Origin of the sequence: Streptomyces stoeckheimensis, assembly GCF_045822005.1 — a bacterium.
GTDB lineage: Bacteria > Actinomycetota > Actinomycetes > Streptomycetales > Streptomycetaceae > Streptomyces > Streptomyces stoeckheimensis.
In genome coordinates this window covers 587,468-614,099 of sequence record NZ_CP169550.1, presented here as the reverse complement: position 1 = coordinate 614,099, position 26,632 = coordinate 587,468, and the positions used below count along the sequence as shown (strand labels likewise).

The following is a 26,632-nucleotide window of genomic DNA, read 5'->3' as shown; positions in this document are numbered from 1 at the left end:
AGGGGACGCGGATCCCCCGGAGAGGCTTCACCATGTCTTCGTACCCCCGTGCGCTGCTGCGCGCGCTCCTGCCCGTCCCCCTCCTGATACCGCTGGCCGCGTGCGGGGGATCCCCCGCGGCGCAGGACGCGAAGGCGTCGGCGGGCGCCGCGCCCGGATTCCCGTACACGGTCACCAACTGCGGTGTCACCAGCACCTATCAGGCACCGCCGCAGCGTGCGGTCGCGATGAACCAGCACGCCACCGAGATCCTCCTGGCCCTCGGGCTGGAGGGGAAGACGGTCGGGACGGCCTACCTGGACGACGCCGTACTGCCCGCCTACCGGCCCGCGTACGACAAGATCAAGGTGCTGGCGAAGGAGTACCCCTCCAAGGAGATCCTGCTCGGCGCCAACCCCGACTTCGTGTACGGGGGTTACTCCAGCGCCTTCGACAAGGCGCAGGGCCGCGACCGCGAGGGACTCGCGAAGTCCGGCATCAACTCCCGCCTCAGCGTGGAGTACTGCACCGACGGCAAGGTCGGCCTCGACCAGCTCAGGACCGAAATCAGCGAGGTGGCACGGACTTTCGGCGTGCCCGAGCGCGGCGAACGCCTCATCGCGGACGAACAGCGCCGCATCGAGGCCGTCAGCGCACGCGTGAAGGACCGGGCCAAGCCCGCCGTCTTCGTCTACGACTCGGGCGAGGCCTCCGCCTTCACCTCGGGCGGCAAGGGCATCGGCAACGAGATCGTCGCGCTGGCGGGCGGCACGAACGTGTTCGCCGACCTCGACGACACCTTCGGCGACGTGTCGTGGGAGAAGGTCATCGAGCGCAAGCCCGAGGTCGTCCTCATCTACGACTACGGCGGCACCACCGTCGAGGCCAAGAAGCGGCGCCTGTTGAACGACCCGGCGCTGGCGCAGGTCCCCGCGGTCAAGAACCAGCGGTTCGTCGTGCTGCCGCTGTCCTCCGCCGTGCTCGGCGTACGCGTCGCCGACGCCGTCGAATCGCTGGGCGGCCAGCTCCACCCCGCCGCCCCGTGAGGCTCCGGGCCGCCCGCGCGTTCACCCGTACCCCGGTCGTACTGGCCCTGCTCGGCGCCGCGCTGGCCGCGTCGGCCCTGGCGGGCCTGGCCCTGGGGCCGGTACGGATCCCTCCGGGCCGGGTGCTCGACATCGTGCTCGCAGGGCCGGGACCCGGAGGGGGAGCAGGCGCCTTCGGGGCGATCGTGTGGGACGTCCGCATGCCGCGCGTCCTGCTCGGAGCCGTCGTCGGCGCGGGCCTCGCCGTCGCGGGAACCGTGCTCCAGGCCCTCGTACGCAATCCGCTCGCCGACCCGTTCCTGCTCGGGGCTTCCTCCGGGGCCTCGGCCGGGGCGGTGCTGGTGATCGTCTTCGGCGCCGGGTTCCTCGGCTTCGCGGGCGGCGCCGCGGTACCGCTCGCCGCGTTCGCCGGGTCGATGGGCGCGCTCATCGCCGTCTACGCGATGGCCCGGCGGGGCGGCACCATGACCACCGGCCGGCTGATCCTCGCCGGAGTCGCCGTCCAGTACGTGCTCTCCGCCCTGACCAGCCTGATCCTGGTGCTGGCCGCCCATCCCGATCAGATCCGCAGCGTGCTGTTCTGGACCCTCGGCGGGCTGGGCGGGGCGCGCTGGAGCGAACTGGCCCTGCCCGCCGGGGCCCTGCTCCTGGGCACCGGGCTGCTCGTCGCCCTGGCCCGGCCGCTCGACCTGCTGCTCGCGGGGGAGGAGGGCGCCCAGACGCTCGGCCTGGACACGGGCCGGTTCCGGGCCGCCGTGTTCGTCCTCACCTCGCTGGTCATCGGCGTACTGGTGGCCTACAGCGGGGCGATCGGCTTCGTGGGGCTGATGGTCCCGCACGCCGCCCGGATGGTTGTCGGCGCCGGGCACCGGGCGCTGCTGCCCGTGGCCGCGCTGGGCGGGGCGGTGTTCCTGACCCTGGCCGACCTGATCGCCCGTACCGCCGCCGCACCGGAGGAGATCCCGGTGGGCGTGGTCACCGCGCTGGTGGGCGGGCCGTTCTTCCTGTGGATGCTGCGCAGGTCCACCCGTACCGAAGGGGTCGTGGGATGACGGAGGGACCTGCGGAACTCGCCGCCGAGGCCGTGCGGTACGCGATCGACGGGCAGCCGCTGCTGCACGGGATCGACCTGACAGCCCGCCCTGGCGAGACGGTCGGGGTCGTCGGTCCCAACGGCAGCGGCAAGACGACCCTGCTGCGCTGCGTCTACGGCGCCCTGCGCCCGACCGGCGGGCGCGTCCTGCTGGACGGTGCGGACGCGGCCTCGCTGGGCGTCAAGGACCGCGCCCGGCGGGTGGCGGTGGTGCCCCAGGACGCGGCCGGTACGTTCGGTCTCACCGTGCGCGAGGTGGTCGCCATGGGGCGCAGCCCGCACAAACGGTTCTGGGAGCAGGACGGACCCGACGACGTACGCCGCGTCGCGCGGGCCCTGGACACCGTCGGCGCGGCCGCCCTCGCGGACCGCCGCTTCGACGGGCTCTCGGGCGGCGAACGCCAGCGCGCCCTGGTGGCCCGCGCCCTCGTCCAGGACCCCGGCCTGCTCGCCCTGGACGAACCGACCAACCATCTGGACATCCGCTACCAACTGGAGATCCTCGGCCTGGTCCGCGCCCTGCCGGCCACCGCCCTGCTGGTCCTGCACGACCTCAACCTGGCGGCGATGTACTGCGACCGGCTGTACGTCCTGGCGGGCGGCCGCGTGGCGGCCTGCGGCACTCCGGCGGAGGTGCTGACGGAGCCCCTGCTGGCGGAGGTCTACGGGGTGCGCACCCGCATCGCCACCCATCCGACGACGGGCGCGCCGCACATCGTCTACCTTCCGGATGGCGGGGACGGGGACGGGGTACGGACGGGATTCTGAGGTGACGGCGGACGAGGCCCGCCCGGCGAGGCCGGGCGGGCCCGGGTCCTACTGCGGGAAGCCGCCGTACGGGACGGTGATCAGTTCCATGCCGTGGCCCGAGGGGTCCTGGAAGTAGACGCCGCGGCCGCCGTCGTTGTGGTTGATCTCACCGGGGCGCTGTCCGTGCGGGTCGGCGAAGTAGGTGATCTTCGCCCGCTTGATCTTCTCGAAGGCCTCGTCGAACTCGGCCTCGGAGACGAGGAACGCGTAGTGCTGCGGGGTGATGGACTCTGCGGGGACGGTCGCGAAGTCCAAGGTGACGCCGTTGGCGATCTCGACGGGGATGAAGGGGCCCCAGGGGGCTCCGACCTCCAGGTTGAGGAAGTACGCCAGGAATTCTGCCGACTCCCGGTGGTCACGGGAGTGGATGATCGTGTGGTTGAGCTGAACCGTCATGAGTGGATGCCTCCGAAAGGCACGTCCCGGCACCTCCATGTCTCACCCAGCCGGTGACCGACACGCGATGCCGCGGCATGATCCTAAACAGCGCTTACGGGATGAGTCCAGTGCGTTTGGGCGGAGTGCCGGCGAGCGGGGGTGGGGGAGTGGCGGGCCTCATGCGCCCGGACCCCCGTACACCGACTTCACGTTGTCCTGCGCCGGATGCGTCCGTCCCGCCGGGCCCGCCGCGAAGGTGCGGAGCAGGTTCTCCGTCACCCGCGTGGTCAGGGTGCCCGAGCGTGCGTCCAGGCCGTGGTTGGCTCCGCTGCGGCCGTCGCCCTTCGCATCGAGGGCCTCCACCCAGCGCATCGTCCCCGTCGCGAAGACGCCGGCGCCGCTCGGCGTCGTGTAGTACGCCGTGTCCTGGTGGCTGGGGCGACCCTCGCAGACCACGGGGGAGTGGGCCAGGATCTCGATCGGGCGCGGGGTCGTGAAACCGGTGTTGACCTTGTCGTACTCCACGCCGACCAGGTGCGGGAAGCTGTCGCCGGCCTTCGCGCCGGTCCCCTCGAAGAGCCAGTGGCCCGGGTTGGTCACCACGTACGGGGCGTCCACCGGGTAGCCGTCGTAGATCACGCCGAGCAGCGAGCTCTCCGGGTCGGCGGCCGGTGCGGAACGGAAGTCGACGGTGGCGGGGTGTCCGCGTTTGAAGCCGGGATCCTGCTCGTAGGAGGACTTGTAGCAGACCACCGTGCGGTCCGGCCCGAGCTCGGAGGCCTCCAGCCGGATCCGGCGGTAGCAGCAGTTCGCGCCCAGGATCGCGACGTTGGTTCCCGCGTCCCGGGCCGCCGTGACGTGCGCCCGCTGCTCGGGTGACCAGTACTCGTCGTGTCCGAGGGAGAGGACCGCCGATGCTCCCTCCAGCAGCCGCTTCTCCCGGGCCAGGTCGGTGGTCGTCGTGTACGCCAGGGGGATGCCGAGCCGTTCCGCGAGCGCGAGCAGCGGAGCCTCGTACACCAGGAAGAGGCCCGCGCCGTCGTCGTACTCGTAGGGCCGGTCGAAGGTCACGGCGAGCGAGCGCGAGGCGTATCCGCCGCTGGGGCCGTCGTAACTGCCGTAGCCGCCCCAGCGGTTGTACGCCTGCCAGGTCGCCACCGCGTTGACCACGACGGTACGTCCGGCCGTGGCCGCGGACCGCACGGTGACGGGGACGAACCGCTGGCCCTCGCCGCCCTGCGCGTCGAGGCGCAGCAGGTAGCAGCCCTCGGGCCAGTCCTTGGTCTCGACGGTGGTGCTACGGGCCCACCGGGTGCGGACCGTACGCGTCGAGGCGTCCACCGTGTGGTCGGGCTGGCGCACCCCGGGCAGGGCCTCGGAACGCCAGACCAGGCGGGCCCGGGCGCCGCCGTACCAGCCCATGCGGTAGGCGGAGACGGTGAACCGGGGCGCAGTGGTGGAGACGTGCAGGCCGAAGGGCTCGCCGGGCAGCACGCTGACCCGGTCGGCGAAGCCCTCGATGGCGCGGGCCGGGCCGGCCTTGGTGACCTGCCAGTCGGCGTTCCCCGGGCGGGCGTTCTCGGCCCGGACGTCGAAGCCGTGCGGCCCCTCCTCCTTCTGCGGGGGACCGGACGGCTCCGGGCTCTCGCCGGGCCCCGCCCCGTCCGCCGCCCCCGTGTCCCCGCCCGCGCAGCCGGCCACGGCCCCCAGCCCGGCGGCGGTGGCCGCGGCCCCCGTCGCCAGGGCGAGGAACCGCCGCCTGCCCGCGCCTTCGCCGTCCCCGGATATGTGCTCCTGATCCATGCAGGTCACGCTATGTCACCCTGTGGGCTCGGCTTTTACCGCCCCGCGCGTGTCCGGGGATCAGGCCGGCCCGACATCGGGGTGGCCGAGATCACCCCAGCCTCACCTTCACCACCTGGCTCGCTCCCGCCAGGGCGGTGAAGCTGCCGAAGCCGAGCTGGAGCGCGGTCCCGGTACTTGCCGAGACCACGCTCGCCGGCTGGGACAGCACCTGGGCGACGGGCCGGTTCCACACGAGGGTCAGCCCCGAGAGGGTGCGGGTCGGGTCCGAGACGCAGACCACGGCCGTGCCGTCGCCGAGCTCCCGCACCGTGACCGAACACGGCGCGCTCGCCTGCAGGGCGCCGATGGTCGCGGCCTGCCAGAAGTTCACCCCGGTGAAGCCGAGCGAGCCCACCGCCACCCCCTGGGCGGTCGGGTTGTTGGCGAGGACCGTGAGCCATCCGCCGGCGGCGGCCCGCGCCGAGGTCTGGGCGGCCGAGGCTCCCGGCATCAGCTGGTAGACGTAGCTGCCGGCGGCCGGGTTCGTCCCGTGGTCGTACCAGAGGGTCAGGTAGCGCCGGGTGAGAACCGTGGTGGAGGAGCCCCGGTTGATGTCGCTCCACCGGCCGGTGCGGGCCTCCCGCAGCGCCCGGAAGGTGCCCGAACCCGACATCACGTAGCCGCCGAAGCCCGCCAGGTGCGCCCAGCCGGGCCCGGGGAAGGAGGCGGTCCAGCCCAGCGTGGCCGGCTGGACCGTACCGCTCACGGTCAGCGCGTGGGCGCCGGTCGCGCCCAGGTTCCGGTTGTCGATGACCGTGTCGACCGCGGCGCCGTCCGTGGAGCTGATCCCGGCGCCCAGGCAGACCACCGTGTCGTCGAGGAAGAACCAGGACTTGCGGGCCGTGAGCGTGCTGCCCAGCCCCTTCAGGTGCTGGCCCACCGAGGCGAACTCCCCGTCGGTCGTGCCGCCGACCCAGGTGACGTCCGGCCGGGAGGCACCCCAGTCGCCCCCGGCGCCGTCGGCCAGCGCCTTGCGGGAGGCGGTGGTCCCGGGCAGCCGGTAGGGATCGACCGTGGGCCAGAACGCGTCCGAGTACTGGCCGTTCCCGTAGGTGGAGCCCCACCAGGAGAGCATGCCGCTGCCCGTGTGCCAGCCGCGCAGGTTCTCGCCGTTGCCCGTCTCGTAGTGCGTGATCCGCTTCGAGGCCATGGACAGGGAGGCCGCCCACGTCGGCCTGCGGTGCGTGGCCCGGTCCATCGAGGGGAACAGCCGGTGCGCCACCGGCTCGGGCACCGCCGTGACCGCGGCGTCCGCCGAGACCTCGGAGAGCCGGGCCAGGGCCGACAGGCTCTGGGTGGCGTCCGACAGCGGGGGGCCGTAGTAGTCCCGCGCCGTCCAGCCCTTCACGAGTCCGCGCCAGCGCGTCCGTTCGGCGGTGCTCGCGCCCTCGGCGAGGAGCAGGATCGCGGCGAGGACCGAGTGCCCGCGGGTGTGGTCGTCCAGCTGCGCCTGGAGCGGATCGGCCACTTGGACCCCGCGGCTCGGGGCCCGGCCCGATACGGCGTCCATCATCAGCCCGTTGTAGAGGAACGGAGCCCACGCGTGCTCCACCGCGTCGAAGACGATCTGCGCGCCGGGGTCGGTGACCTCCCAGGCCGTCCCCTTCAACAGGCCGAACAGCATGCCCAGTCCGCCGAGCATGACCGAACCGTACGAGCCGGTGTACGCGACGTAGGTGTGCTGGATGAAGGAGCCGTCCCGATAGAGACCGTCGCCGGAGGTGACGTACGGGAACACCGGCGTGAGCGCGTCCCGGGCTAGGGCGATCTTCGCGTCGTCGCCGCCGACCACACCGCGCAGCGCGAGCACCCGGCACAGGTCCACCCGGTTCGCCCCGGTGCTGGTCCCCGTGTACGAGCCGACCGAGGAATCCGGTACGAAGTGGTCCACGGCGGCGCAGTAGGCGGTGAGCTGGGCCGCGGAGAGCTGGCCGTACATCAGGACGACGGTGTCGAGCAGCGCCTGGGGGGCGCCGATCTGCCAACACCACCAGTTGCCGTACCGCGCCTGCCCGGCGTTGTAGACCTGGGCGTGGAGATGGTCGAGTCCGGTCAGCACGGCCGTACGCAGCGCGGCGTCACCGGTGAGCCCCGTCCCCGGTCTGACGTAGGCCTCCGCCATGCTCCGCAGCCGGTAGTAGCTCTGCGCCATCCACTCGGGGTTGGTGGTGAAGACCTGGTCGGGCCAGAGCGAACCGGTCGCGGGGGCCATCGAAGAACGCCACTGGCCGGCCTGCGCGCCCAGCGCGGTCAGCCGCGTGCGGAACGGCTCCGCGGTGGGGGAGGACACGCTCCCCAGGACGAGGCCCTGCCACACCGCGCGCATGGCGGCGTGCACCGAGGTCACCGTCCCGGCGGTCGCGGGGAAGGCGGGGGTGCCGAGCAGCACCACGCTGCCACCGACCGCCGTGAGGAAGGCACGGCGGCTCCACACATCTGTCATCACAGTCTCCTTTGACTGAAACGCTGCTGCGCCCGAAACGCTGCTGCGCCCGAAACGCTGTGGCCCCCGTGTACTTCGGCTCACGCACCCCCCTTCACCTCATGCGACGTGCTCGCGGTAGCGGTCGATCACCTCCCGCAGGACCTCTTCGCCGTCGCGCGCCCACAGCCCGGGATGGAAGATCTCCACCTCTACCGGCCCCCGGTACCCCGCGGAGTCGGTCAGCTCCCGGAAGGCCCTCAGGTCGATCGAGCCGTCGCCCAGCTGTCCCCGTCCCAGCAGCACGCCCTCGGGGAGCGGCGTCACCCAGTCGGCTACCTGGACGGACACGATCCGCCCGGCCTCTCCGGCCCGCCGGACCTCGGACGGCAGCCGCTCGTCCCACCACAGGTGGTAGGAGTCGACGACCACCCCCACCCGCGTCGCCGGGAACTCCTCGGCGATGTCCAGGGCCTGACCGAGGGTGGAGACCACGCAGCGGTCCGCCGCGTACATCGGGTGCAGCGGCTCGATCCCCAGGCGCACCCCGTGCCCGGCGGCGTACGGGACCAGGTCGCCCAGGATGTCGACGATCCGCCGCCGGGCTCCCGCCAGGTCCCGGTCTCCGTCCGGCAGGCCGCCCGAGACCAGGACCAGCGCGTCGGCGCCCAGTTCGGCGGCTTCCTCCACGGCACGGCGGTTGTCCTCGAGAGCGGCCGCCCGCCCGTCCGGATCGGCGGCGGTGAAGAAGCCGCCCCGGCAGAGCGAGCTGACCCGCAGTCCGGCCCCGGCGACCAGCTTCGCGGTCTCCCGCACCCCGAACCGCTCTACGGGATCGCGCCACAGCCCGACCGAGCCGACCCCGGCCGCGCTGCACCCGGCCACCAGCTCGGGAAGGGACCACTGGCGGATCGTCTCCTGGTTCAGGCTGAACCGGGCAGGCGCCCCCGCCGGGCTCACGCGGCCACCCCGTGCAGCGCGAGCAGCTGTCGCATCCGGGCCTCGGCGAGTTCCGGGTCCGGGAACAGGCCGAGGTTGTCCGCCAGTTCGTAGGCGGTGGCCAGATGGGGGAGCGAGCGGGCCGAGTGCAGCCCGCCGACCATCGCGAAGTGCTCCTGGTGCCCCGCGAGCCAGGCCAGGAGCACGACGCCCGTCTTGTAGTAGCGGGTGGGCGGAGCGAACAGGTGCCGGGACAGCGCCACCGTCGGATCCAGCAGCTCCCGGAATCCGGCCGCATCGTCCTGGTCGAGGGCGAGCGCCGCCCGAGCCGCGATCGGGGCGATCGGATCGAAGATCCCCAGGAGGGCGTCGCTGGCCAGCTCGCCGTCCCCGGCGATCAGCTCCGGATAGTGGTAGTCGTCGCCCGTGTAGCAGCGCACGCCCGCGGGTAGCCGCCGCCGGATGTCCACCTCCCGCCCCGCGTCGAGCAGAGAGACCTTGATGCCGTCGACCTTCTCCGGATACTCGGAAATGATCTTCAGGAAGACGTCCGTGGCCGCGTCCAGATCCGCGTGCCCCCAGTACCCCTCCAGCGCCGGGTCGAACATCGGCCCCAGCCAGTGCAGCACCACGGGCCGGGAACTCTGCCGCAGCAGCCTCCCGTACACCTCCAGGTAGTCCTCCGGGCCGCGCGCCGCAGCGGCCAGCGCCCGGGAGGCCATCAGCACGGCCGTCGCCCCGCACTCCTCGACCAGCGCCAGCTGCTCCTCGTACGCCGCGGTGACGGCGGCGAGGTCATGCGCGGTGTCCGGAGCCAGCTGGTCGGTGCCCGCCCCGCAGACGATCCGGCCGCCCACCGACCGGGCTTCGGCGGTCGAACGGCGGATCAGCTCCGCTGCGCCCGGCCAGTCCAGGCCCATCCCGCGCTGCGCCGTGTCCATGGCCTCGGCGACCCCGAGGCCCTGCGCCCACAGCGTGTGCCGGAAGGCCAGCGTGGACTCCCAGTCGATCACCGGTCCGGATTCGGCCGAGGCGGAGAGGGGGTCGGCCACCACGTGAGCGGCCGAGTAGAAGGTGCGGCTGCGGGCCGGGCCGCAGGTGAGCGGCGCCAGCGGAGCGGTCACCGGCGCGTGGAGGCGCAGTTCGCCGTCCGCGGAGGGGAGTCGGATGCTCACAGCGCCACCTCCGGGACCAGGAGCCGTCGGCCCTCCGCGGAGGAACGCAGGCCGAGATCGGCCAGCTGCACCCCTCGGGCGCCGGCCAGCAGGTCCCACCGCCAGGGCTCGTCCCGTACGACGTGGCGCAGGAACAGCTCCCACTGGGCCTTGAAGCCGTTGTCGGCGGGGGTGTTGTCCGGGACTTCCTGCCACTGGTCGCGGAAGTTCTCGGTCAGGGGCAGGTCCGGATTCCACACCGGCTTCGGAGTCGTCGCGCGGTGCTGGATCCGGCAGCCGCGCAGCCCGGCGACCGCCGACCCGTGCGTCCCGTCCACCTGGAACTCCACGAGCTCGTCACGGTTGACCCGTACCGCCCAGGAGGAGTTGATCTGCGCGACGGCGCCCCCCTCCAGCTCGAAGATCCCGTACGCCGCGTCGTCCGCGGTGGCCTCGTACGGCTTGCCCTCCTCGTCCCAGCGGCGGCCGATGTGGGTGCGCGTCAGCGCCTGCACCGTGCGGACCCGGCCGAAGAGTTCGTGCAGCAGGTACTCCCAGTGCGGGAACATGTCGGCGACGATGCCGCCGCCGTCCTGGGAGCGGTAGTTCCAGGAAGGGCGCTGGGCGGACTGCCAGTCGCCTTCGAAGACCCAGTATCCGAACTCCCCGCGCACGGACAGGATCTCGCCGAAGAAGCCGCCGTCGATGAGCCGCTTGAGCTTCAGCAGGCCCGGCAGGAACAGCTTGTCCTGCACCACCCCGTGCTTGACGCCGGCGGCGTCGGCCAGTCGCGCGATCTCCAGCGAGGACTCGAAGGTGAGGGCGGTGGGCTTCTCGCAGTAGACGTGCTTGCCGGCCGCCACGGCCTGCCGCACGGCCGCCTCGCGGGCGCCGGTGACCTGGGCGTCGAAGTAGATCTCCACCTCGGGGTCGGCCAGCACCGCGGCCAGGTCGGTGCTCACGTGCTCCAGGCCGTGCCGCTCCGCGATGGCCCGCAGGGCCTCCTCGCGGCGGCCGACCAGCACCGGCTCCGGCCACAGCACGGTGCCGTCGCCGAGGTCGAGCCCGCCCTGCTCGCGCAGTGCGAGCAGGGAGCGGACCAGGTGCTGGCGATATCCCATCCGCCCGGTGACGCCGTTCATGGCGATCTTGATCGTCCTGCGCTGCACGGTGTCCCCCTCCTTCGTCTTGTTGCGGTGTTCCCTTGTGCGGAGCTTCCGAGAAACAGCGCAGAAAGCGCTTTCTCTCCGGTCAGGCTAGGGCCGCTCGGTGTCGCGGTGCAAGACTCTTACGGGTGATAGAAAGCGCTTTCTTCATCGGCGACTATGGAGATCCACACGCCGGGTGAGACGATGACCCGGGACGGAACGGAAGGAGGGGTCGATGGCGGTCACACTCGCCGAAGTGGCGGCGCACGCGGGCGTATCGCCCGCCACGGTCTCGCGCGTACTCAACGGCGGGTATCCGGTGGCGGGCGGCACCAGGACCCGAGTGGAGCAGGCGATCGAGGACCTCGGCTACATCGCCAACGGCCCCGCGCGGGCCCTCGCCGCCGCGACCTCGGACCTGATCGGCGTCCTCGTCCACGATGTCGCGGACAGCTTCTTCGGGATCCTCGCCGGTTCCCTGCAGAGCGCCCTGGCCCCCGGCGGGCAGGGCGGCGCGCGCCGGCTCGCCGTCGTCTGCAACACCGAGGGCGCCCCGGCCGCCGAGCTCGACTACCTCGCCCTCCTCGAAGGACAGCGGGCCGGCGGGGTCGTCCTGACCGGCGGCGCCGTGGAGGATCCGGAGCACACCCGGGCGCTCGCCGCCCGCCTCGCCCGCATCGCGGCCACCGGCGCCCCGGTGGTGCTCTGCGGGCGGCCCCCGCTGCCCCTGCCCGCCGGACTCCCCGTCGCCACCGTCATGTTCGACGACCGGGGCGGCGCCTTCCGGCTCACCGAGCACCTGCTGACGCTCGGCCACCGGCACATCGCCTACGTGGCCGGCCCGCCCGGGCTGAGCACCACCCGGGAGCGCCTCGCCGGACACCGCGACGCCCTGCGCGAGCACGACCCCGAACTGCCCGCGCACTGCGCCGGCCTCACCGTGCACGCGGGGTTCGAGCGGTCCGCCGGATACGACGCCACCCGCGAACTGCTCCGCCGCGGCGCGCCCTTCACCGCCGTGGCCGCCGCCAACGACACCGTCGCCACCGGGGTCGCCGCGGCCCTGCGCGAGGCAGGCCTGCGGATACCCGAGGACGTCTCCGTCGCCGGCTTCGACGACCTGCCCGTCTGCGTCGACACCGCGCCCACCCTCACCACCGTCCGGGTTCCGCTGCGCGAAGCGGGGGTGCTCGCCGCCCAGCTCGTCACGGGCCGCAGGGCGCTGCCCCCCGGCGGCATCACCACGCTGCCCGCCGAGCTGACGGTGCGCGCCTCCACCGCACCGCCGCCCGCCACCGCGCGCGCCGCCACCAGGCTCCCCGCCGCCACCGAAGGGGGCCGCCCGTGAGGTACGCCTTCTCCACCCTCGGCCTGCCCGGCACCCCGCTGGAGCGCAGCGCGGAGCTCGCCGCCACGCACGGATACCAGGGCCTCGAACTGCGGGCCCACCCCGAGGAGCCCCTGCATCCCGCCAGCTCCGCCGGCGACCGCGCGGCCGGCCTGCGCACCCTGACCTCCGCGGGCGTCGCCGTCCTCGGAGTCGCGGGCTACGCCCGGGTGGCGGCGCCCGGCCCCGACGAGCCCGTCCTCGCCGAGATCCAGGCCCTGGTGCGGCTCGCCGCCGACCTCGAAGCCCCCCACGTACGGGTCTTCCCCGGCGGCGGTGACCAGTCCCCGGCCGACGCCGACGACCACGCGGTCCGCCGGCTCCGGGCCGCCGCACCCTTCGCCGAGCGGCACGGGGTGCGGATCCTGCTGGAGACCCACGACTCGCACCGCACCGCGGCCGCCACGGCCCGGGTCCTGGACCGGGTCGCGCATCCGGGCGCGGGCGCGCTGTGGGACGTACTGCACACCTGGCTCGGGGGCGAGTCACCGGCCGAGTCGAGCCGGGCCCTCGCCGGGCACCTGGGGTACGTACAGGTCAAGGACGTGGCGTCCGCGCAGGAGCTGACCCCGCTCGGGCTCGGCGGGGGAGCGCTGCCCCTCGCCGAGGCGGTGGCCCTCGTACCGCCGGGGGGCTGGCTCTGCTGGGAGTACGAGAAGCGCTGGTACCCCGCCGCCGGCGCACTGCCGGAGCGGCTCGGTCCGGGCCGCGCGTACTTGGAGCGGCTGGTCCGCGCGGCGCGGGCCCGGCACGAACCGAACGAGACAGCCTAGGCCGACCGGCCGAGCCGGTCGCGGTCGACGGCGTGGCGGAAGCCGAGCCCACGGGCGTAGCGCTCCACTTCCTCGACCGCCGACAACGCCAGCCGGTCCAGCTCCCCGCCCAGGGAACCGGCCACATGCGGGGTGAGCAGCACGTTGGGCAGGTCGAACAGCGGGGAGTCGGCGGGCAGCACCTCCGGCTCGGTGTGGTCGAGCACGGCGTGCAGCCGCCCCGAGACCAGCTCCCCGGTCAGTGCCGCGGTGTCGACGAGCGAGCCCCGCGCGGTGTTCACGAGGGTGGCCCCGTCCCGCATCAGGGCCAGCCGGGACGCGTTCAGCAGCCGGCGGGTCTGCGGCAGTTCGGGAGCGTGCAGGCTCACCACGTCGCTCCGGGAGAGCAGTTCGTCCAGGGCGACGGCCTCGGCGCCGAGGGCGGCGAGCTCGGCCGGATCGGCGTACGGATCGTGCACGAGCACCCGCAGGTCGAAGGGGCGCAGCAGCTCCAGCACGCGGCGGCCGATGAGGGAGGCGCCGACCAGGCCGACGGTACGGCGGTAGTTGCCGACGGCGGGGTAGTGGCGCAGCGGGTCGATGGGGCCGCGGGCGGCCCGGTAGGCGTGCGCGGAGTCCAGGACCCGCTTGTTGGCGAACAGGATGGCGGCGAGCGTGTACTCCGCGACCGGCAGGGCGTTCGCGGCCGCCGAGCTGGAGACGAGCAGCCCCCGCTCCCAACAAGCCGGGGTGACATGGTGTTTGACACTGCCGGCGGCGTGCACGACCGCCCGGAGCTCCGGCATCAGCTCCAGCGCCCGCGCGTCCAGCGGAGGGCAGCCCCACCCGGTGAACAGCACCTCGGCCACGGCCAGCCGCTGCCGCAGCGCGTCCTCGGAACGGGCGGAGCCGAAGTCGGTGACGAGCAGCCCGGGGTCCACATCGGCGACCCGGACCAGCTCCGGAAGGATCAGGTCACCGAGGACGGCGGCCCGGGTCGGGGCGCTCATCGCGAGAACGGTGACCGGCCGGCGGGGCGCGGAGCGAGGGGAGAGGACGGAGTCGGAGGCGGGGTGGGTCACTTGGCGGCTCCTGCGGTGAGATCCGAAGTCACTCGGCGGCGAGCATCCGTCGCTCGCGATCCCGGAGGTCTTTTGCGATCGTGTGAACTTCTGCGCCGGTGCGGGCACCCGTCCCGGGGCCGGGGGACGGGTGCGCTCTACACTGCCGTCCTGCCGATCATGTGCCGGACGAGTGCGGAGGAACAAGAAAATGCGCCATCTCCCCCTGGGTAGTTCAGGTCTTCAGGTGTCGGCGATCGGGCTCGGCTGCAACAACTTCGGCGGGCGCCTCGACGCCCGGGCCACCCGCACCGTCGTCGACGCCGCCCTCGACGCGGGCATCACCCTCCTCGACACCGCCGACATCTACGGGGGCGCCGGCGGCTCCGAAACCCACCTCGGCGAGGCCCTCAAGGGCCGCCGGGACCGGGTCGTCCTGGCCACAAAGTTCGGCTACGACGGCGTGGACATGGGCTACGGACCCGCCGCCGGCTCCCGCGGCGGCCGCGCCTACATCCGGCGCGCCGTCGAAGCGTCCCTGACCCGCCTGCAGACCGACCACATCGACCTCTACCAACTCCACAGCCCGGACCCGGCCGTTCCCGTGGCCGAGACCCTCGCCGCGCTCACCGAGCTCGTCACCGAAGGCAAGATCCGCTACATCGGCCACTCCAACCTCAGCGGCTGGCAGCTCGCCGAAGCCGCCCACGTGGCCCGCGAGACCGGCGCGGCACCCTTCGTATCGGCCCAGAACGAATGGTCGCTGCTCCAGCGATCGGCGGAGCGCGAGCTCGTCCCGGCCGCCCTCCACTACGGAGTCGGCGTCCTGCCGTACTTCCCGCTGGCCAACGGGCTGCTGACCGGAAAGATCCGCCGCGGCGCTCCCGTCCCCGCGGGCTCCCGCCTCGAAGGCCGCGACGCCTACCTCACCGACGAGCGCCTCGACACCGTGGAAGCGCTCGCGGCGCTGGCCGACAAGCACGGGCGCACCGTCCTGGAACTCGCCATCGGCTGGCTCTCCGCCCAGCCCGGCTGCGCTTCCGTCATCGCGGGTGCCACGTCCGCCGAGCAGGTACGGGCCAACGCGGCCGTCGCGGACCGGCCGCTCGACGCCGAACTCCTGGCGGAGGTCGACGCCGTCGCGGGAGCTGCCGCGGGCTGACCGGTCCCGCCTTCAGGAGGCCTCGGGCGACGGACTGACGGAAGCGGACCCGGATGGGGACGCCGATGCGGATGCGGAATCCGATGCCGATGCCGATGCCGACGGGGACGCGGATGCGGATGCCGACGGGCTGGCGGAAGCGCTCCCCGTCGGCGCTCCCGTCAGGATCTCCACCTGGCCGGTGTCCAGCGAGTAGTAGGCGCCGACCACGGCCAGCGAGCCCTTCCCCACCAGGGGCGCCAGATCCGCGTTGCCCCGCAGTTCGTCCGCCGTCACCTTGATCTGATTGCGGATCATCGTGTCGACCGGGTCGGCGCCCGGGTCCTTGATCGTCAGCTCGTACGCCGGCACCAGCGCCTTCTCGATCGCCCGCAGGTTGCCGGGCAGCGGGTTGCCCTCCCGCAAGGCCTTGTACGAAGCGTCGATGGCACCGCAGCGCTGGTGCCCGAGGACCATGATCAGCGGGGTGCCGGCCGTCATGGGCCCGAACTCCACCGACCCGGTCACCACCGGGCCGACCGCCTGCCCGCCCGTCCGCAGCACGAACAGGTCGCCGAGCCCGGTGTCGAAGAGCAGCTCCGGCGGCACCCGGGAGTCGATGCAGGCCAGGATCACGCCGAAGGGATCCTGCGCCTGCGCCACCAGCTCACGGCGGTTCGGATCCCGGTCGGGGTGGTTGAGGCTGCCGCTCACCCAGCGCTTGTTGCCCTCCATCAGGCGGCTGTACGCGCCCTCGGGGGTGCTCGGCCGCGGCTCGGGCGCGGCCGTCGTCGCCTTCGGGGCGCTCTTGGCCGAGCAGCCCGTGAGCAGGGCCGCGGCGGCCGTGAGGCCACCCGCCAGCACGAACCTGCGAGGCGGAAGTCCTGCTCTGTCCATGGGTCGTACCCCTCGGTGCCGTTCGGACGCGTCCGTACGTCCTGACCGAGGCGATTCTTGGGGGGTACGGGCCGCCGGTGCGGCAGGCACACGCGGGTCCGCCCGGGTTGGCCCCCGACGGCCGAACCAGCAGGACACGATCGAACCTCAGGACACGATGTCCTTGCGCGAGAACCCGCGGAACGCGAGCGCGAACAGCACCACCGCGTACGACACCGACACCACCGTCCCCTTGATCATCCCGCCCCACTCGAGCTGCGGCTGCAACGCGTCGGCCCAAGCGAACTGCCAGTGCGCCGGCAGGAACTCCCGCCAGGACCCCAGCGCGGTCACCGCGTCCAGCACGTTGCCGACGATCGTCAGCCCGACGGCCCCGCCCACCGCGCCCAGCGGCGCGTCCGTCCGCGTCGACAGCCAGAACGCCAGCCCGGCCGTGACGAGCTGCGATACGAAGACGAACGCCACGGCGATCGCGAGCCGCCCGATCGTGTCCCCGGCCGGCAGCGAGCCGCCCGCAGGGAGTTCCAGCGGCCCCCAGCCGTAGGCCGCCGTACCCGCGGCGAGCGCCACCAGCGGCAGCAGCACCATCGCGGCCAGGCTGAAGCCGAGGGCCACGACCAGCTTGCTCCACAGCAGCCGGGCCCGGGGCACGGGTGAGGCCAGCAGGTACCGCAGCGAGGACCAGCTGGCCTCCGAGGCCACCGTGTCCCCGCAGAACAGCGCCACCGGCACCACCAGCAGGAACCCGGCCGACACGAACAGGCAGGTGGCCGCGAAGTTCGCGCCCGAGGCCGTCGCCGTGTCGATGAGGGTGATCCGGCCGTCGCCGCCGCCCCGGCTGCCGGGGCCGCCGCCGAACGCGAAGGCGATCATCAGGATGAAGGGCAGAGCGGCCAGGATCCCGCCCATCACCAGCGTCCGCCGCCGGCGCCACTGCCGCAGCGCTTCCACGCGCAGCGGCAGCGTCCGGTTCGCCCGGTAGCCGTGGGCGACCTCGCGGCCGATGCCGTCCGGCGTCACGTCGCCGTTCGCGGGCGAGTCCGCGTTCCCGCGCGCGTTCACATCCGTCACGGTGTTCATGCCGCGCCTCCGATCAGGGTGAGGAACGCGTCTTCCAGCCGCCGGTGCGGCCCCACTCCCGACACCGGCACCTCCAGCCGTACGAGTTCGGCGATCAGCTCGGCGGCGCTCGCGCCGTCCAGCCGTACGAGCAGACCGTCCTCGGCGCTTGCCACCGACTCCACTCCTTCCAGCGCGGCGATCTTCCCGACGGCCGCCTCGTCCACCGGTTCGGCCAGCGACACCAGCAGGACGTCCCCGCCGCCGGTGATCTCGGCGACCTCGCCCGCCTGGACGAGCCGGCCGCGGTCCATGACCACCAGGTGCGTGCAGGACTGTTCGACCTCCGACAGCAGGTGGCTGGAGACGATGACGGTCCGTCCGCCGGCCGCGTACCGGATCATCACGTCGCGCATCTCGCGGATCTGCGGCGGGTCCAGACCGTTGGTCGGTTCGTCGAGGATCAGCAGGTCCGGCATGCCGAGCATGGCCTGCGCGATCGCGAGGCGCTGGCGCATGCCCTGCGAGTACGTGCGCACCGCCCGCTCCAGCGCGTCGCCGAGCCCGGCGATCTCCAGGGCCTCCTCCATGTGGGAGTCCGCGGCGGGGCGGCCCGTGGCCTGCCAGTACAGCTCCAGGTTGGCGCGCCCCGTCAGGTGCGGCAGGAAGCCGGCACCCTCCACGAACGCCCCGACCCGCGAGAGCACCGGCGCGCCGGCCCGGACCTGGTGCCCGAAGACCCGGATCTCCCCGGCGTCCGGAGTGATCAGGCCCATCAGCATCCGCAGGGTCGTGGTCTTGCCCGCGCCGTTGGGCCCGAGCAGGCCGAGCACCTGGCCCTTCTCCACCCGGAAGGACAGGTCCCGTACGGCGTACCGGTCCTGCGCCTTCGCATAACGCTTGGTCAACCCGGTGATCTCCAGCGGTACGTCGGCCAGCGCCCGGTCGGGCTGCGCCGCCCCCGCCCGGCCGTCGCCCGGCCCCCGGCCGGTCCTGCGGATCCCCACCAGCGCCGCGGCCAGCAGCGCGGCCCCGAGCGGCATCCACCAGGTCCAGGCGGGCAGCCCCGAGGACGCCGTGCGCACCCCGCCCGCGACGGGCACGGCCAGGGGGCCCTGCGCCGAGACGGTGTAGGTCGCCGGGGCGGCCGGGGAGGCGTAGCCGAGATCGGTGGCGGCGACGACGAGCCGCAGCCGGTGCCCGGCCTCGACCGCGTGGTCGATCGCGGGCAGCCGCAGCTCGACGGTCTTGTCCTGCTGCGCGCCCTCCACCCGCACCGGGGCGACCAGCTGACTCGGCAGCACCTGCTGGCGGCCATCGGGGCTGACGTCGTACACCTTGCCGAACAGGACGGCCGAACCGTCCGCGGCTGTAGACCTCACCTTTAGGGTGACGGTCGGGGTCCCGGTGATCCGCGTCTCCGCGGTCAGCGGCTCCGACTCGAACCGGGCGTTCTGCCCGGGGAAGTCCAGCGAGAGGCCGCCTCCGAGGGCGGCGAGCTGCCCGCCGATGCCCGGCAGCGCGGACAGCGCCGGCGGGGCCCCGCCCGCCGGGTTGGCGAAGGTCTGCTCCCGGCCGGTCAGGGCGAACTCGCGCGGCCCGGACATCAGCCCGGGATAGCTGGAACCGCTCGCTCCGCGCAGCGTGACCCGGCCGTCGGTGGAGTCGATGCCGCCGGAGCGCGAGACGCGGAAGGCGGGGCCGGTGTCCACGGCCGTGTCGTCCTTGAGGTACCGGTCGAACCAGGTCTTCACCCGGTCCTCGACCCGGTCCGCCTCGCGCATGCCCCCGTCGTGACCGCCCGCCGCCCAGTCCACGGAGACCGGCGCACCGTTGGCGGCGATCGCCCGGGCCATGGCGTCGGCCTGGTCCAGCGGGAAGAGGGAGTCGTCCTGGCCCTGCGTGATCAGGGTCGGCACCTTGATCGCGCCGCCGACCGCCGAGGGACTGCGCTGCTCCAGCAGTGCGCGGGCCTCGGGGTCGGGCTTGCCGGCCACCGCGACCCGTTCGTACATGGCGCACAGCTCCGGCTGGAAGCGTCCGCAGCCGGGCGCGGCCGGGGCCGCCTGCGGGGCGGCGCCCGGACCGGAAGCGCCCGGCTGCAGCCCGCCCGCCGAACCGGTGGTGAAGAAGAGGCCCGCCCACAGCTTCTTGAAGACGTCGCCGGGGAAGAGGGAGTCCGCGAGGTTCCAGTAGGTGATCGAGGGGGCGATGGCGTCCACGCGCGGGTCGTTGCCGGCCGCGAGCAGCGAGACCGCCCCGCCGTAGGAGCCGCCCGCGATGCCGACGCGCGGATCTCCCGCCGCGTCGAGCCGCACCCCGGGCCGGGCGGCGATCCAGTCGATCAGCCGGGAGACGTCCTTGACCTCGTACGCGGGGTCGTTCAGCCCGATCTTCCCGCCGGAGCGGCCGAATCCGCGCGCCGACCAGGTCAGCACCGCGTAGCCGTCGCGCGCGAGGCGCTCGGCCTGCGGACGCACGTCTTCCTTGCTGCCGCCGAAACCGTGGGCGAGGAGCACGGCGGGACGCTTCGCCCCACCGTCCCCCGCGGTGTCCCCGCTGGTGAAGTAGGAGATGTCGATCCCGGCGCCGGGCATGTCGAGGACCTTGTCCTCGCGGCGCACGGACGGGGCGTCGCCGGCCGCGGCGGTGGCCGTGAGGGTGCCCGCCCCCGCGACGACGGCGAGCGCGGCCGCGCCCGCGAGCAGGCGGCTTCGGCGGCGCCGCGGCAGTCGGAGCTTCATACGGGAACCCTAAGCGCAGGGGCGGCGGCGGCCGCGCTCCCGCAGGGTGAACTGCCGACGTCCTCAAGGACTACGCGGGCCGCCGCGTGTACCGCGCCTGCGGTATGCGGGGCGGTCTTCGGCCGCGATGGCCGGAACCCGGGTCGGCCCGGGGCTCCTCTGACGCGGCGCGCGATCCGTAGCACGTTTGCTGCCCTGCGGGGGCTGTCCCCTACCCGCCCTTCCACCGTTCCCCGGGCGCTGCCCGGACCCCGGTCCTCAAACGCCGGACGGGCTGAAAGAAAAGGGCCCGGGCTGCGCCCGGACCCCCTGGGGCTCCGCCCCGGACCCCGCGCCTCAAACGCCGGCGAGGCTGGATGTGCCGGACCCCGCGCTTCGAGCGTCTGCGAGGCTGGATGTGCCGGACCCCGCGCTTCGAGCGTCTGCGAGGCCGGATGCCCCGGACCCGCGCATCGAGCGTCGGCGAGGCTGATGTGCCGGGCTGCGGCGGTCGGCGTCCGGCGGGAGGATGGCCGCATGCTGCTCGCCGAGGTCGCGCGCGTGTCCCGGGAGGTCGGTGAGACCTCCGCCCGGTCGGGGAAGACCGCCCTGCTCGCGGAGCTGTTCGCCGCCGCGCCCGCCGAGGAGGCTGCGCTCGTGGTCTCGTACCTCGCGGGGCGGCTCCCGCAGGGACGCCCCGGGATCGGCTGGCGGGCGCTGGCCCAGGAGACGCCGCCGGCTGCGGAACCGACCCTGACCGTGACGGCCGTCGACGAGGCCGTGACCCGGTTCGCCGCCGTCGCCGGGGCCGGCGCCCAGGCCGAACGCCGCCGGATCCTGGACGCACTGCTCGGTGCGGCCACCGAGGCCGAGCAGCGGTTCCTGCGCAGCCTGCTCGGCGGGGAGGTGCGCCAGGGCGCGCTCGACGCCGTGGCCCTGGACGGGGTCGCCGCCGCGGCCGGGGTGCCCGCCGCCGCCCTGCGCCGGGCCGCGATGCTCGACGGCTCCCTGCCCCGGGTGGCGGCGGCCGTGCTCGCCGAGGGGGCGGCGGCCCTGCGCGAGGTCACGCTGCGCGTGGGGCAGCCCGTCCAGCCGATGCTGGCGAACACCGCCAAGTCGGTGGCCGAGGCACTGGCCGCGCTCGGGCCGTGTGCGGTGGAGGAGAAGCTCGACGGGATCCGTGTGCAGGTCCACCGCGAGGGGGACCACGTACGGGTGTACACGCGTTCCCTCGACGAGATCACCGGCCGGCTGCCGGAAGTGGCCGAGCTGGCCCGGTCCTTTGCGGGGGACCGGTTCATCCTCGACGGGGAGGTCATCGGACGCTCCGCGGCGGACGGGCGCCCGGTGCCGTTCCAGGAGGTGGCGAGCCGGGTCGGCTCCCGCACCGACGTGGAGGCCGCCCGGCGGACCCTTCCGGTCGTCCCCTACTTCTTCGACGTGCTGGTGGCGGGGGACCGCGTGCTCCTCGACCTGCCGGTGCGCGAACGGTACGCGGAGCTCACCGCCCTGGTGCCGGAGGAGTTCCGGGTCGGCCGGCTCGTGGTCGAGGACCCGGCGGCGCAGGCCGCCGAGGCGGAGGAGTTCTGGACGCGGACCCTGAGCCGGGGCCACGAGGGCGTGATGCTCAAGGCCCTCGACTCCGTCTACGCGGCCGGCCGGCGCGGGAAACACTGGCTCAAGGTGAAACCGGTGCACACCCTCGACCTGGTGGTGCTCGCCGTCGAACGGGGCCACGGCCGGCGCACCGGCCTCCTGTCCAATCTGCACCTGGGCGCCCGGACCGCCGACGGCGGCTACGCGATGCTCGGCAAGACCTTCAAGGGACTCACCGACGAGATGCTGCGCTGGCAGACCGAGCGGCTCGGCGAACTCGCGGTCGAGGACGACGGCTACACGGTCCGGGTGCGCCCCGAACTGGTGGTGGAGATCGCCTACGACGGCCTGCAGCGCTCCCCGCGCTACCCGGCCGGGGTCGCCCTGCGCTTCGCGCGCGTCCTGCGCCACCGCCCGGACAAGCGGGCACAGGACGCCGACACGGTGGAGACGGTGCTCGGCGCGACGTAAGAGAGAGGGGGCGATTTACCTCAGAGGCAAAGCGGATTGCCAGGGAGGTAAGTATCTGACTCAATCGGGGCATGACAACCGGTCCTGCCCCCGGCCCCGACGAAGCGGCCGACCCTGCCCCCGGCGCCACCGCCCCCGACGCCGAGCTGCCCACCGTGGCCCCGCAGCTGCGCGATCTGCGCCGCCGGGCCGGGCTCACCCTGGAGGCCGCCGCCGCTCGGGCCCGGCTCTCACCGGCGCACCTGTCGCGGCTGGAGACCGGCCGCCGCCAGCCCTCGCTGCCGTTGCTGCTCGGGCTCGCCCGCACCTACGGCACGACGGTCTCGGAGCTGCTCGGGGAGACCCCGGCCGTAGCCGATCCCATCGTACGGGCCGGCGGCCCGGGCGCCCGCGAGGCGGACGGCTGGACCTACTGGCAGGCCGGCGGCTCCGGCCGCGGGATGCAGGCGCTGCGCGTGCACGTCCCCTACGGCCGCAGCCAGGGCGAGCTGGTCCGCGTACATCCGGGGGAGGAGTGGCTGTACGTGCTGCAGGGGCGGCTGCGGCTGCACCTGGGGGAGACCGAGTACCTGCTGGAGCCCGGGGACAGCGCCCACTTCGACTCGCTCACCGCGCACCGGATCGGCGCGGCTTCGACCGCCGGGGCGGAGCTGCTGTTCGTTCACACCCTGCTGCAGAGCAGCCTCGCCGGTCTGTGCCTCGGCGGCGGCACCGGCACGACCACACACCACCGATAGGCGAGGAGCCGTACGCCATGCCCGATACACAGGACACGCAGGCACAGGACACGCAGGCGCAGGACACGAAGCAGGCGCAGCAGTCGAAGTTCCCGCGCGGTCTCATCATCCGGCTCATCGCCTATTTGTTCGTCGGCCACTTGTTCGCGTTCTTCGTCTACCTGCTCTTCGTGCTGGGTGCGCAAAACCAGTGACAGCGGGCCGGAATTTCCGTACACGGCTCTAGGAACCTACAGGTCCTGAAGCTACCCTCCGCGCATGATTTCCACGGTTGTCTGGGGTACCGGCAACGTCGGCCGTTTGGCCATCCGTGCCGTAGAGGCCCATCCGGCGCTGAAGTTGGCCGCCGTCATCGTCCACAATCCAGAAAAGGTCGGCCGCGACGCCGGTGAACTCGGCGAACTCGACTACGAGACGGGCGTCGCGGCCACCGACGACATCGAGGCCGTCCTCGCGGCCCGTCCGCAGGCGGTCGTCTACGCGGCGTCCGGCGACATCCGCCCCGACGACGCGCTCGCCGACATCACCCGGGCGATCCGCTCCGGCGCCGTCGTCGTGAGCCCCGCCCTCTATCCGCTCTACGACTACCGCAGCGCCCCACCGGAGTTCCTCGATCCGGTGACCGCCGCGGTCGCGGAGGGAGGCGGTTCGCTCTTCGCCTCGGGCGTCGACCCCGGCTGGGGCAACGACGTGCTCCCGCTGCTGGTCAGCGGGCTCGGCACCCGGATCGACGTGATCCGCTGCCAGGAGATCTTCGACTACTCCACCTACGACCAGCCGGACTCCGTCCGCTACCTCATCGGCATGGGCCAGCCCATGGACTACGAGCCGATGATGCTCATGCCGTCCATCCCGACCATGGTGTGGGGCGGGCAGATCCGGATGATGGCCCGTGCCCTGGGCGTCGAACTCGACGACATGCGCGAGACCGTGGAGCGCCGCGCCCTCGACACCACCGTCACCACGCGCACGATGGGGGAGTTCGCGGGAGGCACCCAGGGCGCCATCCGCTTCGAGGTGCAGGGGATCGTCGAGGGCGAACCCCGCATCGTCATCGAGCACGTCACCCGCATCCACGCCTCCTGCGCCCCCGACTGGCCGACCCCGCCCGACGGCGGGGACGGCGCCCACCGGGTGATCATCGAGGGCCGCCCGCACATCGAGGTCACCATCGAGGCCACCGACGAGGGCGAGAACCGCTCCGCCGGAGGCAACGCCACCGCCGTCGGGCGCCTCGTCGGGGCCATCGACTGGCTGGTGGAGGCCGAACCGGGGCTCTACGACGCCCTGGACGTCCCCCTGCGCCCCGCCGTCGGCAAACTCGGAAGGAAACTGTCATGAGGATCGACATCCCCGAAGGCCAGCACCCCATCGAGTACGTGTGGGGCGATCTGGTCCCCGGCATCGGCATGGCCGCCGCCAACTTCTCCCTGTCGGTGTACGCCCACACCACCCTGGGGCTGCGGGAGTTCGAGGCGGCGCGGCTGCGCGTCGCGCAGATCAACGGCTGCATCTTCTGCCTGGACTGGCGCACCGACCGGGACGGGGAGACGGTCGAGGACGAGTTCCCCGAGGCCGTCACCGAGTGGCGCACCACGGACCGCTTCGACGAGCGCACCCGGCTCGCGGCGGAGTACGCGGAGCGGTACTGCCTGGACCACCACGGCTTGGACGAGGATTTCTGGGAGCGGATGACGGCCCGCTACAGCCAGGTGGAGATCGTGGAGCTGACGATGAGCATCGGCTCCTGGCTGGCCTTCGGCCGGCTCAACCACGTGCTCGGCCTCGACAGCGTCTGCGTGCTGCCGGGCCACTGAGCGCGCGCCGCCGAGCGCGGAGCGCGTGCGGTGCGCACACGGGTCCGGGGCCGTCGGAGAATCCGACGGCCCCGGCCTTCGTGCTGTCCGCCGCCCTTACATGTCGGTGGCGATGATCTTCTCGATGTTGCGCTCGGCGAGCGCCGTGATGGTGACGAACGGGTTGACGCTGGTGTTGCCGGGGATCAGCGCGCCGTCGATGACGTACAGGCCGGTGTAGCCGTGCAGACGGCCGTAGTTGTCGGTGGCCTTGTCCAGGACCGCGCCGCCGAGGGGGTGGTAGGTGAGGTGGTCGCCCCAGATCTTGTTGGTGCCGAAGAGGTCGGTCCGGTAGATCGTCCCCTCCTTCGAGTTGATCTTGTCGAAGATGGTCTTCGCCATGGCGATGGACGGCGCCTTCCAGGCCGTCTGCCAGTTCAGCTCGACCCCGCCCGTCGAGGCGTTGTACGAGAACTCCGCGCGGTTCGGGTTCTTCGTGATCGACAGGTAGAACGAGGCGTACGTCTCGATGCCGGTCGGCAGCGGTGCCACCTCGGCGAACGCGCCGCCCGCGTCCCAGTTGTCGATGCCGCCGCAGGGGATGGAAGCCTGCACCTTGCCGGTCGCGTCCCACATGTGGTTCGCGCGGCCGCACATGACGTTGCCGTTGTCGCCCCAGCCCTTGCCGATCTCGTTGTTCAGGTTGGGCAGGGCGCCGGTGGCCTTGAGCCGGACGAGCAGCTTGCTGGTGCCGACGCTGCCGGCCGCGAAGAACACCTTGTCCGCGACGACGGTCTTGGTGCCCACGGTGTCGCCGGTGGTGTTGATCTGGTCGATGACGACGGTGTACCCGCCGCCGGAGGCCGGGGAGACCGAAGTCACCTTGTGCAGCGGCGAGATGGTGACCTTGCCGGTGGCCTTGGCCTGGGCGATGTAGGTCTGCTGGAGGGACTTCTTGCCGGCGTTGTTGCCGTAGAGGATCTCACCGGCGACGGCGGACTTGGGGACGGTCCCGGCCGCTTCCTGCTTCATGTAGTCCCAGTCGTACACGTCCGGGACGAAGACGAAGGGGAACCCGGCCCGCTGGGCGTGCTTGCGGCCCACTCGGGAGAACTGGTAACAGTCGACGCTTTCGAACCAGGCCGGGTCGATCAGGCTGACCCCGAGGCCCGCGTTGGCGCGCGGGTAGTAGGTGTCGTACATCTCGTCCGCGTTCACGGTCGGCAGGACGGCGCCGAAGTTCGCGCGCTTCGGGGTGACCGCCATGCCGCCGTTGACCAGCGAGCCGCCGCCCACGCCGCGGCCCTGGTAGACGATGATCCCGCCCATCTCCTCGGCGTCCAGGATGCCGGTGTAGCGCGGGACGGCCTTGTCGATGGGGAAGCCGAGGAAGTTGCTCAGCGGCGCCTTGGTCTTGGTGCGGAGCCAGTACGCGCGGTAGTCCGGGGTGGTCGTGTTGCAGAAGATCTTGCCGTCCGAGCCCGGGGTGTCCCAGGCCATGCCCATTTCGATCATGTGGACGTCGACGCCGGCCTGGGCGAGCCGCAGGGCGGCGACGGAACCGCCGTACCCGGTACCGATCACGAGGGCCGGTACGTGCGCTCCGTTGTCGATCGGGCCGGCGGCGGCCGCGCCGGCCGTGGCGGCCTGGGCCTGAGACGGGGCGATCTGACCCGCAAGGGCCATTGCTCCCAGGATGGAACCCGTTCTACCGAGAAATCCTCGACGGGAGACGCCGTTCTGGTTCGTTTTGTGCAGGCCTTTGTCGCTCATGTGAGCTTCCTCACTCTAGGCGGAATGAGAACGAGTTCTACTGCCGAGTGCTTGCGAAGTCACTAGATACGTCAAGGCGTCTTTCGCCGGCGGTGGCCGTGGGCGATGCCGGTCCGGGGCCCGCGTGAGGGCGTCGAAAGTCCCATCGGACGCTGGGAACGACCACCGAACGTGCATGGCCGGTCATCCCGCAGTGACGGAAACGGTCGCGGGGAGCGCCCCGCGGCCGAGGCGCGTCCGCTCGAATCCACCACGTCAGAAGTCGAACGCGTGGCGGGATGCCGCGCCGCCCCTGGGTGGCGGGGTCCTCGGCGCACCCAGCCACTCCGTCGTGGCTGCATCCCGCGGGCTCCGGGGCCGAAAAGCGACAAAGCGCAAGGTGGGCCCGTGATCGGCGCGCGAATCTTTTTACCTTCGGCAGGTGC

At 72.9% G+C, this 26,632-nt stretch carries 22 protein-coding genes; 11 read left to right on the top strand and 11 right to left on the bottom strand.

The features are described 5' to 3' along the window. The first annotated feature begins 32 nt into the window (after positions 1-32). Genes ACE1OC_RS02755 through ACE1OC_RS02745 form a run of 3 tightly spaced genes read left to right on the top strand, consistent with a single transcriptional unit; the run spans position 33 to position 2,886 of the window. A complete protein-coding gene (locus ACE1OC_RS02755; RefSeq protein ID WP_407835618.1) occupies positions 33-1,025 on the top strand; it encodes an ABC transporter substrate-binding protein in 993 nt (330 codons plus the stop codon). Beyond that, on the top strand, positions 1,022-2,077 hold the full coding sequence (locus ACE1OC_RS02750; RefSeq protein WP_407835617.1) for a FecCD family ABC transporter permease: 1,056 nt from the start codon (positions 1,022-1,024) through the stop codon (positions 2,075-2,077). Before ACE1OC_RS02755 ends, ACE1OC_RS02750 begins: the two co-directional genes overlap by 4 nt. Then, the gene (locus ACE1OC_RS02745) at positions 2,074-2,886 is read left to right on the top strand and encodes an ABC transporter ATP-binding protein (RefSeq protein ID WP_407835616.1); all 813 of its coding nucleotides are present in this window, start codon (positions 2,074-2,076) and stop codon (positions 2,884-2,886) included. Before ACE1OC_RS02750 ends, ACE1OC_RS02745 begins: the two co-directional genes overlap by 4 nt. A 48-nt stretch (positions 2,887-2,934) precedes the next feature. On the opposite strand, the gene ACE1OC_RS02740 is transcribed toward ACE1OC_RS02745, so the two are convergent. From ACE1OC_RS02740 to ACE1OC_RS02715, 6 genes are all read right to left on the bottom strand, one after another. Beyond that, on the bottom strand, positions 2,935-3,324 hold the full coding sequence (locus ACE1OC_RS02740) for a VOC family protein (RefSeq protein WP_407835615.1): 390 nt from the start codon (positions 3,322-3,324) through the stop codon (positions 2,935-2,937). A gap of 159 nt (positions 3,325-3,483) precedes the next feature. Next, positions 3,484-5,109 (bottom strand): N,N-dimethylformamidase beta subunit family domain-containing protein, encoded by a 1,626-nt coding sequence (locus ACE1OC_RS02735; protein ID WP_407835614.1) that lies wholly within the window; start codon positions 5,107-5,109, stop codon positions 3,484-3,486. Positions 5,110-5,200: 91 nt separating this feature from the next. After that, positions 5,201-7,594 carry a polysaccharide lyase 8 family protein gene (locus ACE1OC_RS02730; protein WP_407835613.1) on the bottom strand — a complete coding sequence of 798 codons (2,394 nt, stop codon included), beginning with the start codon at positions 7,592-7,594 and terminating at the stop codon, positions 5,201-5,203. A gap of 99 nt (positions 7,595-7,693) precedes the next feature. Then, a complete protein-coding gene (locus ACE1OC_RS02725; protein WP_407835612.1) occupies positions 7,694-8,533 on the bottom strand; it encodes a sugar phosphate isomerase/epimerase family protein in 840 nt (279 codons plus the stop codon). Further along, entirely contained in the window at positions 8,530-9,687 is a 1,158-nt protein-coding gene (locus ACE1OC_RS02720) for a dihydrodipicolinate synthase family protein (protein WP_407835611.1), read from the bottom strand. Before ACE1OC_RS02720 ends, ACE1OC_RS02725 begins: the two co-directional genes overlap by 4 nt. Continuing rightward, on the bottom strand, positions 9,684-10,808 hold the full coding sequence (locus ACE1OC_RS02715) for a Gfo/Idh/MocA family protein (RefSeq protein WP_407841467.1): 1,125 nt from the start codon (positions 10,806-10,808) through the stop codon (positions 9,684-9,686). Before ACE1OC_RS02715 ends, ACE1OC_RS02720 begins: the two co-directional genes overlap by 4 nt. A 241-nt stretch (positions 10,809-11,049) precedes the next feature. Between ACE1OC_RS02715 and ACE1OC_RS02710 the strand changes: the two genes are divergently transcribed. Both ACE1OC_RS02710 and ACE1OC_RS02705 read left to right on the top strand, forming a co-directional pair. After that, on the top strand, positions 11,050-12,162 hold the full coding sequence (locus tag ACE1OC_RS02710) for a LacI family DNA-binding transcriptional regulator (RefSeq protein ID WP_407835610.1): 1,113 nt from the start codon (positions 11,050-11,052) through the stop codon (positions 12,160-12,162). Beyond that, the gene (locus ACE1OC_RS02705; RefSeq protein WP_407835609.1) at positions 12,159-12,974 is read left to right on the top strand and encodes a sugar phosphate isomerase/epimerase family protein; all 816 of its coding nucleotides are present in this window, start codon (positions 12,159-12,161) and stop codon (positions 12,972-12,974) included. Before ACE1OC_RS02710 ends, ACE1OC_RS02705 begins: the two co-directional genes overlap by 4 nt. On the opposite strand, the gene ACE1OC_RS02700 is transcribed toward ACE1OC_RS02705, so the two are convergent. Next, positions 12,971-13,963, bottom strand: a complete 993-nt coding sequence (locus ACE1OC_RS02700) for a hydroxyacid dehydrogenase (protein WP_407841466.1) — start codon at positions 13,961-13,963, stop codon at positions 12,971-12,973. The two genes, ACE1OC_RS02705 and ACE1OC_RS02700, sit on opposite strands and share 4 nt — an antisense overlap. 262 nt (positions 13,964-14,225) lie before the next feature. On the opposite strand from ACE1OC_RS02700, the gene ACE1OC_RS02695 reads away from it, so the two are divergent. Continuing rightward, positions 14,226-15,176, top strand: a complete 951-nt coding sequence (locus ACE1OC_RS02695; RefSeq protein ID WP_407835608.1) for an aldo/keto reductase — start codon at positions 14,226-14,228, stop codon at positions 15,174-15,176. A gap of 12 nt (positions 15,177-15,188) precedes the next feature. Here the strand turns inward: ACE1OC_RS02695 and ACE1OC_RS02690 are convergent, their stop codons facing one another. The 3 genes from ACE1OC_RS02690 to ACE1OC_RS02680 form a co-directional block, all read right to left on the bottom strand. Beyond that, complete coding sequence (locus ACE1OC_RS02690) at positions 15,189-16,052, bottom strand: carbonic anhydrase (RefSeq protein WP_407835607.1); 864 nt, start codon at positions 16,050-16,052, stop codon at positions 15,189-15,191. Positions 16,053-16,199: 147 nt separating this feature from the next. Beyond that, entirely contained in the window at positions 16,200-17,132 is a 933-nt protein-coding gene (locus ACE1OC_RS02685; RefSeq protein ID WP_407835606.1) for an ABC transporter permease, read from the bottom strand. After that, positions 17,129-19,855, bottom strand: a complete 2,727-nt coding sequence (locus tag ACE1OC_RS02680; protein WP_407835605.1) for an alpha/beta fold hydrolase — start codon at positions 19,853-19,855, stop codon at positions 17,129-17,131. Before ACE1OC_RS02680 ends, ACE1OC_RS02685 begins: the two co-directional genes overlap by 4 nt. Positions 19,856-20,371: 516 nt before the next feature. Here ACE1OC_RS02680 and ACE1OC_RS02675 point away from each other — a divergent pair. From ACE1OC_RS02675 to ACE1OC_RS02655, 5 genes are all read left to right on the top strand, one after another. Beyond that, a complete protein-coding gene (locus ACE1OC_RS02675; protein WP_407835604.1) occupies positions 20,372-21,901 on the top strand; it encodes an ATP-dependent DNA ligase in 1,530 nt (509 codons plus the stop codon). Positions 21,902-21,972: 71 nt separating this feature from the next. Further along, positions 21,973-22,638 carry a helix-turn-helix domain-containing protein gene (locus tag ACE1OC_RS02670; protein WP_407835603.1) on the top strand — a complete coding sequence of 222 codons (666 nt, stop codon included), beginning with the start codon at positions 21,973-21,975 and terminating at the stop codon, positions 22,636-22,638. Positions 22,639-22,655: 17 nt separating this feature from the next. Beyond that, entirely contained in the window at positions 22,656-22,832 is a 177-nt protein-coding gene (locus ACE1OC_RS02665; protein ID WP_407835602.1) for a DUF6126 family protein, read from the top strand. Positions 22,833-22,896: 64 nt separating this feature from the next. Then, positions 22,897-23,979, top strand: coding sequence for a dihydrodipicolinate reductase (locus ACE1OC_RS02660; protein ID WP_407835601.1), 1,083 nt, complete (start codon positions 22,897-22,899; stop codon positions 23,977-23,979). After that, on the top strand, positions 23,976-24,455 hold the full coding sequence (locus ACE1OC_RS02655) for a carboxymuconolactone decarboxylase family protein (protein ID WP_407835600.1): 480 nt from the start codon (positions 23,976-23,978) through the stop codon (positions 24,453-24,455). The genes ACE1OC_RS02660 and ACE1OC_RS02655 overlap by 4 nt, the downstream gene beginning before the upstream one ends. Positions 24,456-24,551: 96 nt before the next feature. On the opposite strand, the gene ACE1OC_RS02650 is transcribed toward ACE1OC_RS02655, so the two are convergent. Beyond that, on the bottom strand, positions 24,552-26,207 hold the full coding sequence (locus tag ACE1OC_RS02650) for a GMC oxidoreductase (RefSeq protein ID WP_407835599.1): 1,656 nt from the start codon (positions 26,205-26,207) through the stop codon (positions 24,552-24,554). Positions 26,208-26,632: the final 425 nt, after the last annotated feature.

What these genes read in the sequence shown, in the direction of transcription:
- ACE1OC_RS02660 (WP_407835601.1), top strand. Translation starts at nt 22,897, where the DNA reads ATGATTTCCACGGTTGTCTGGGGTACCGGCAACGTCGGCCGTTTGGCC.
- ACE1OC_RS02670 (WP_407835603.1), top strand. Translation starts at nt 21,973, where the DNA reads ATGACAACCGGTCCTGCCCCCGGCCCCGACGAAGCGGCCGACCCTGCC.
- ACE1OC_RS02650 (WP_407835599.1), bottom strand. Translation starts at nt 26,207, where the DNA reads ATGAGCGACAAAGGCCTGCACAAAACGAACCAGAACGGCGTCTCCCGT.
- ACE1OC_RS02665 (WP_407835602.1), top strand. Translation starts at nt 22,656, where the DNA reads ATGCCCGATACACAGGACACGCAGGCACAGGACACGCAGGCGCAGGAC.
- ACE1OC_RS02735 (WP_407835614.1), bottom strand. Translation starts at nt 5,109, where the DNA reads ATGGATCAGGAGCACATATCCGGGGACGGCGAAGGCGCGGGCAGGCGG.
- ACE1OC_RS02675 (WP_407835604.1), top strand. Translation starts at nt 20,372, where the DNA reads ATGCTGCTCGCCGAGGTCGCGCGCGTGTCCCGGGAGGTCGGTGAGACC.
- ACE1OC_RS02655 (WP_407835600.1), top strand. Translation starts at nt 23,976, where the DNA reads ATGAGGATCGACATCCCCGAAGGCCAGCACCCCATCGAGTACGTGTGG.
- ACE1OC_RS02715 (WP_407841467.1), bottom strand. Translation starts at nt 10,808, where the DNA reads ATGAACGGCGTCACCGGGCGGATGGGATATCGCCAGCACCTGGTCCGC.
- ACE1OC_RS02730 (WP_407835613.1), bottom strand. Translation starts at nt 7,594, where the DNA reads ATGACAGATGTGTGGAGCCGCCGTGCCTTCCTCACGGCGGTCGGTGGC.
- ACE1OC_RS02740 (WP_407835615.1), bottom strand. Translation starts at nt 3,324, where the DNA reads ATGACGGTTCAGCTCAACCACACGATCATCCACTCCCGTGACCACCGG.
- ACE1OC_RS02710 (WP_407835610.1), top strand. Translation starts at nt 11,050, where the DNA reads ATGGCGGTCACACTCGCCGAAGTGGCGGCGCACGCGGGCGTATCGCCC.
- ACE1OC_RS02755 (WP_407835618.1), top strand. Translation starts at nt 33, where the DNA reads ATGTCTTCGTACCCCCGTGCGCTGCTGCGCGCGCTCCTGCCCGTCCCC.
- ACE1OC_RS02690 (WP_407835607.1), bottom strand. Translation starts at nt 16,052, where the DNA reads ATGGACAGAGCAGGACTTCCGCCTCGCAGGTTCGTGCTGGCGGGTGGC.
- ACE1OC_RS02700 (WP_407841466.1), bottom strand. Translation starts at nt 13,963, where the DNA reads ATGAGCGCCCCGACCCGGGCCGCCGTCCTCGGTGACCTGATCCTTCCG.
- ACE1OC_RS02680 (WP_407835605.1), bottom strand. Translation starts at nt 19,855, where the DNA reads ATGAAGCTCCGACTGCCGCGGCGCCGCCGAAGCCGCCTGCTCGCGGGC.
- ACE1OC_RS02695 (WP_407835608.1), top strand. Translation starts at nt 14,226, where the DNA reads ATGCGCCATCTCCCCCTGGGTAGTTCAGGTCTTCAGGTGTCGGCGATC.
- ACE1OC_RS02745 (WP_407835616.1), top strand. Translation starts at nt 2,074, where the DNA reads ATGACGGAGGGACCTGCGGAACTCGCCGCCGAGGCCGTGCGGTACGCG.
- ACE1OC_RS02685 (WP_407835606.1), bottom strand. Translation starts at nt 17,132, where the DNA reads ATGAACACCGTGACGGATGTGAACGCGCGCGGGAACGCGGACTCGCCC.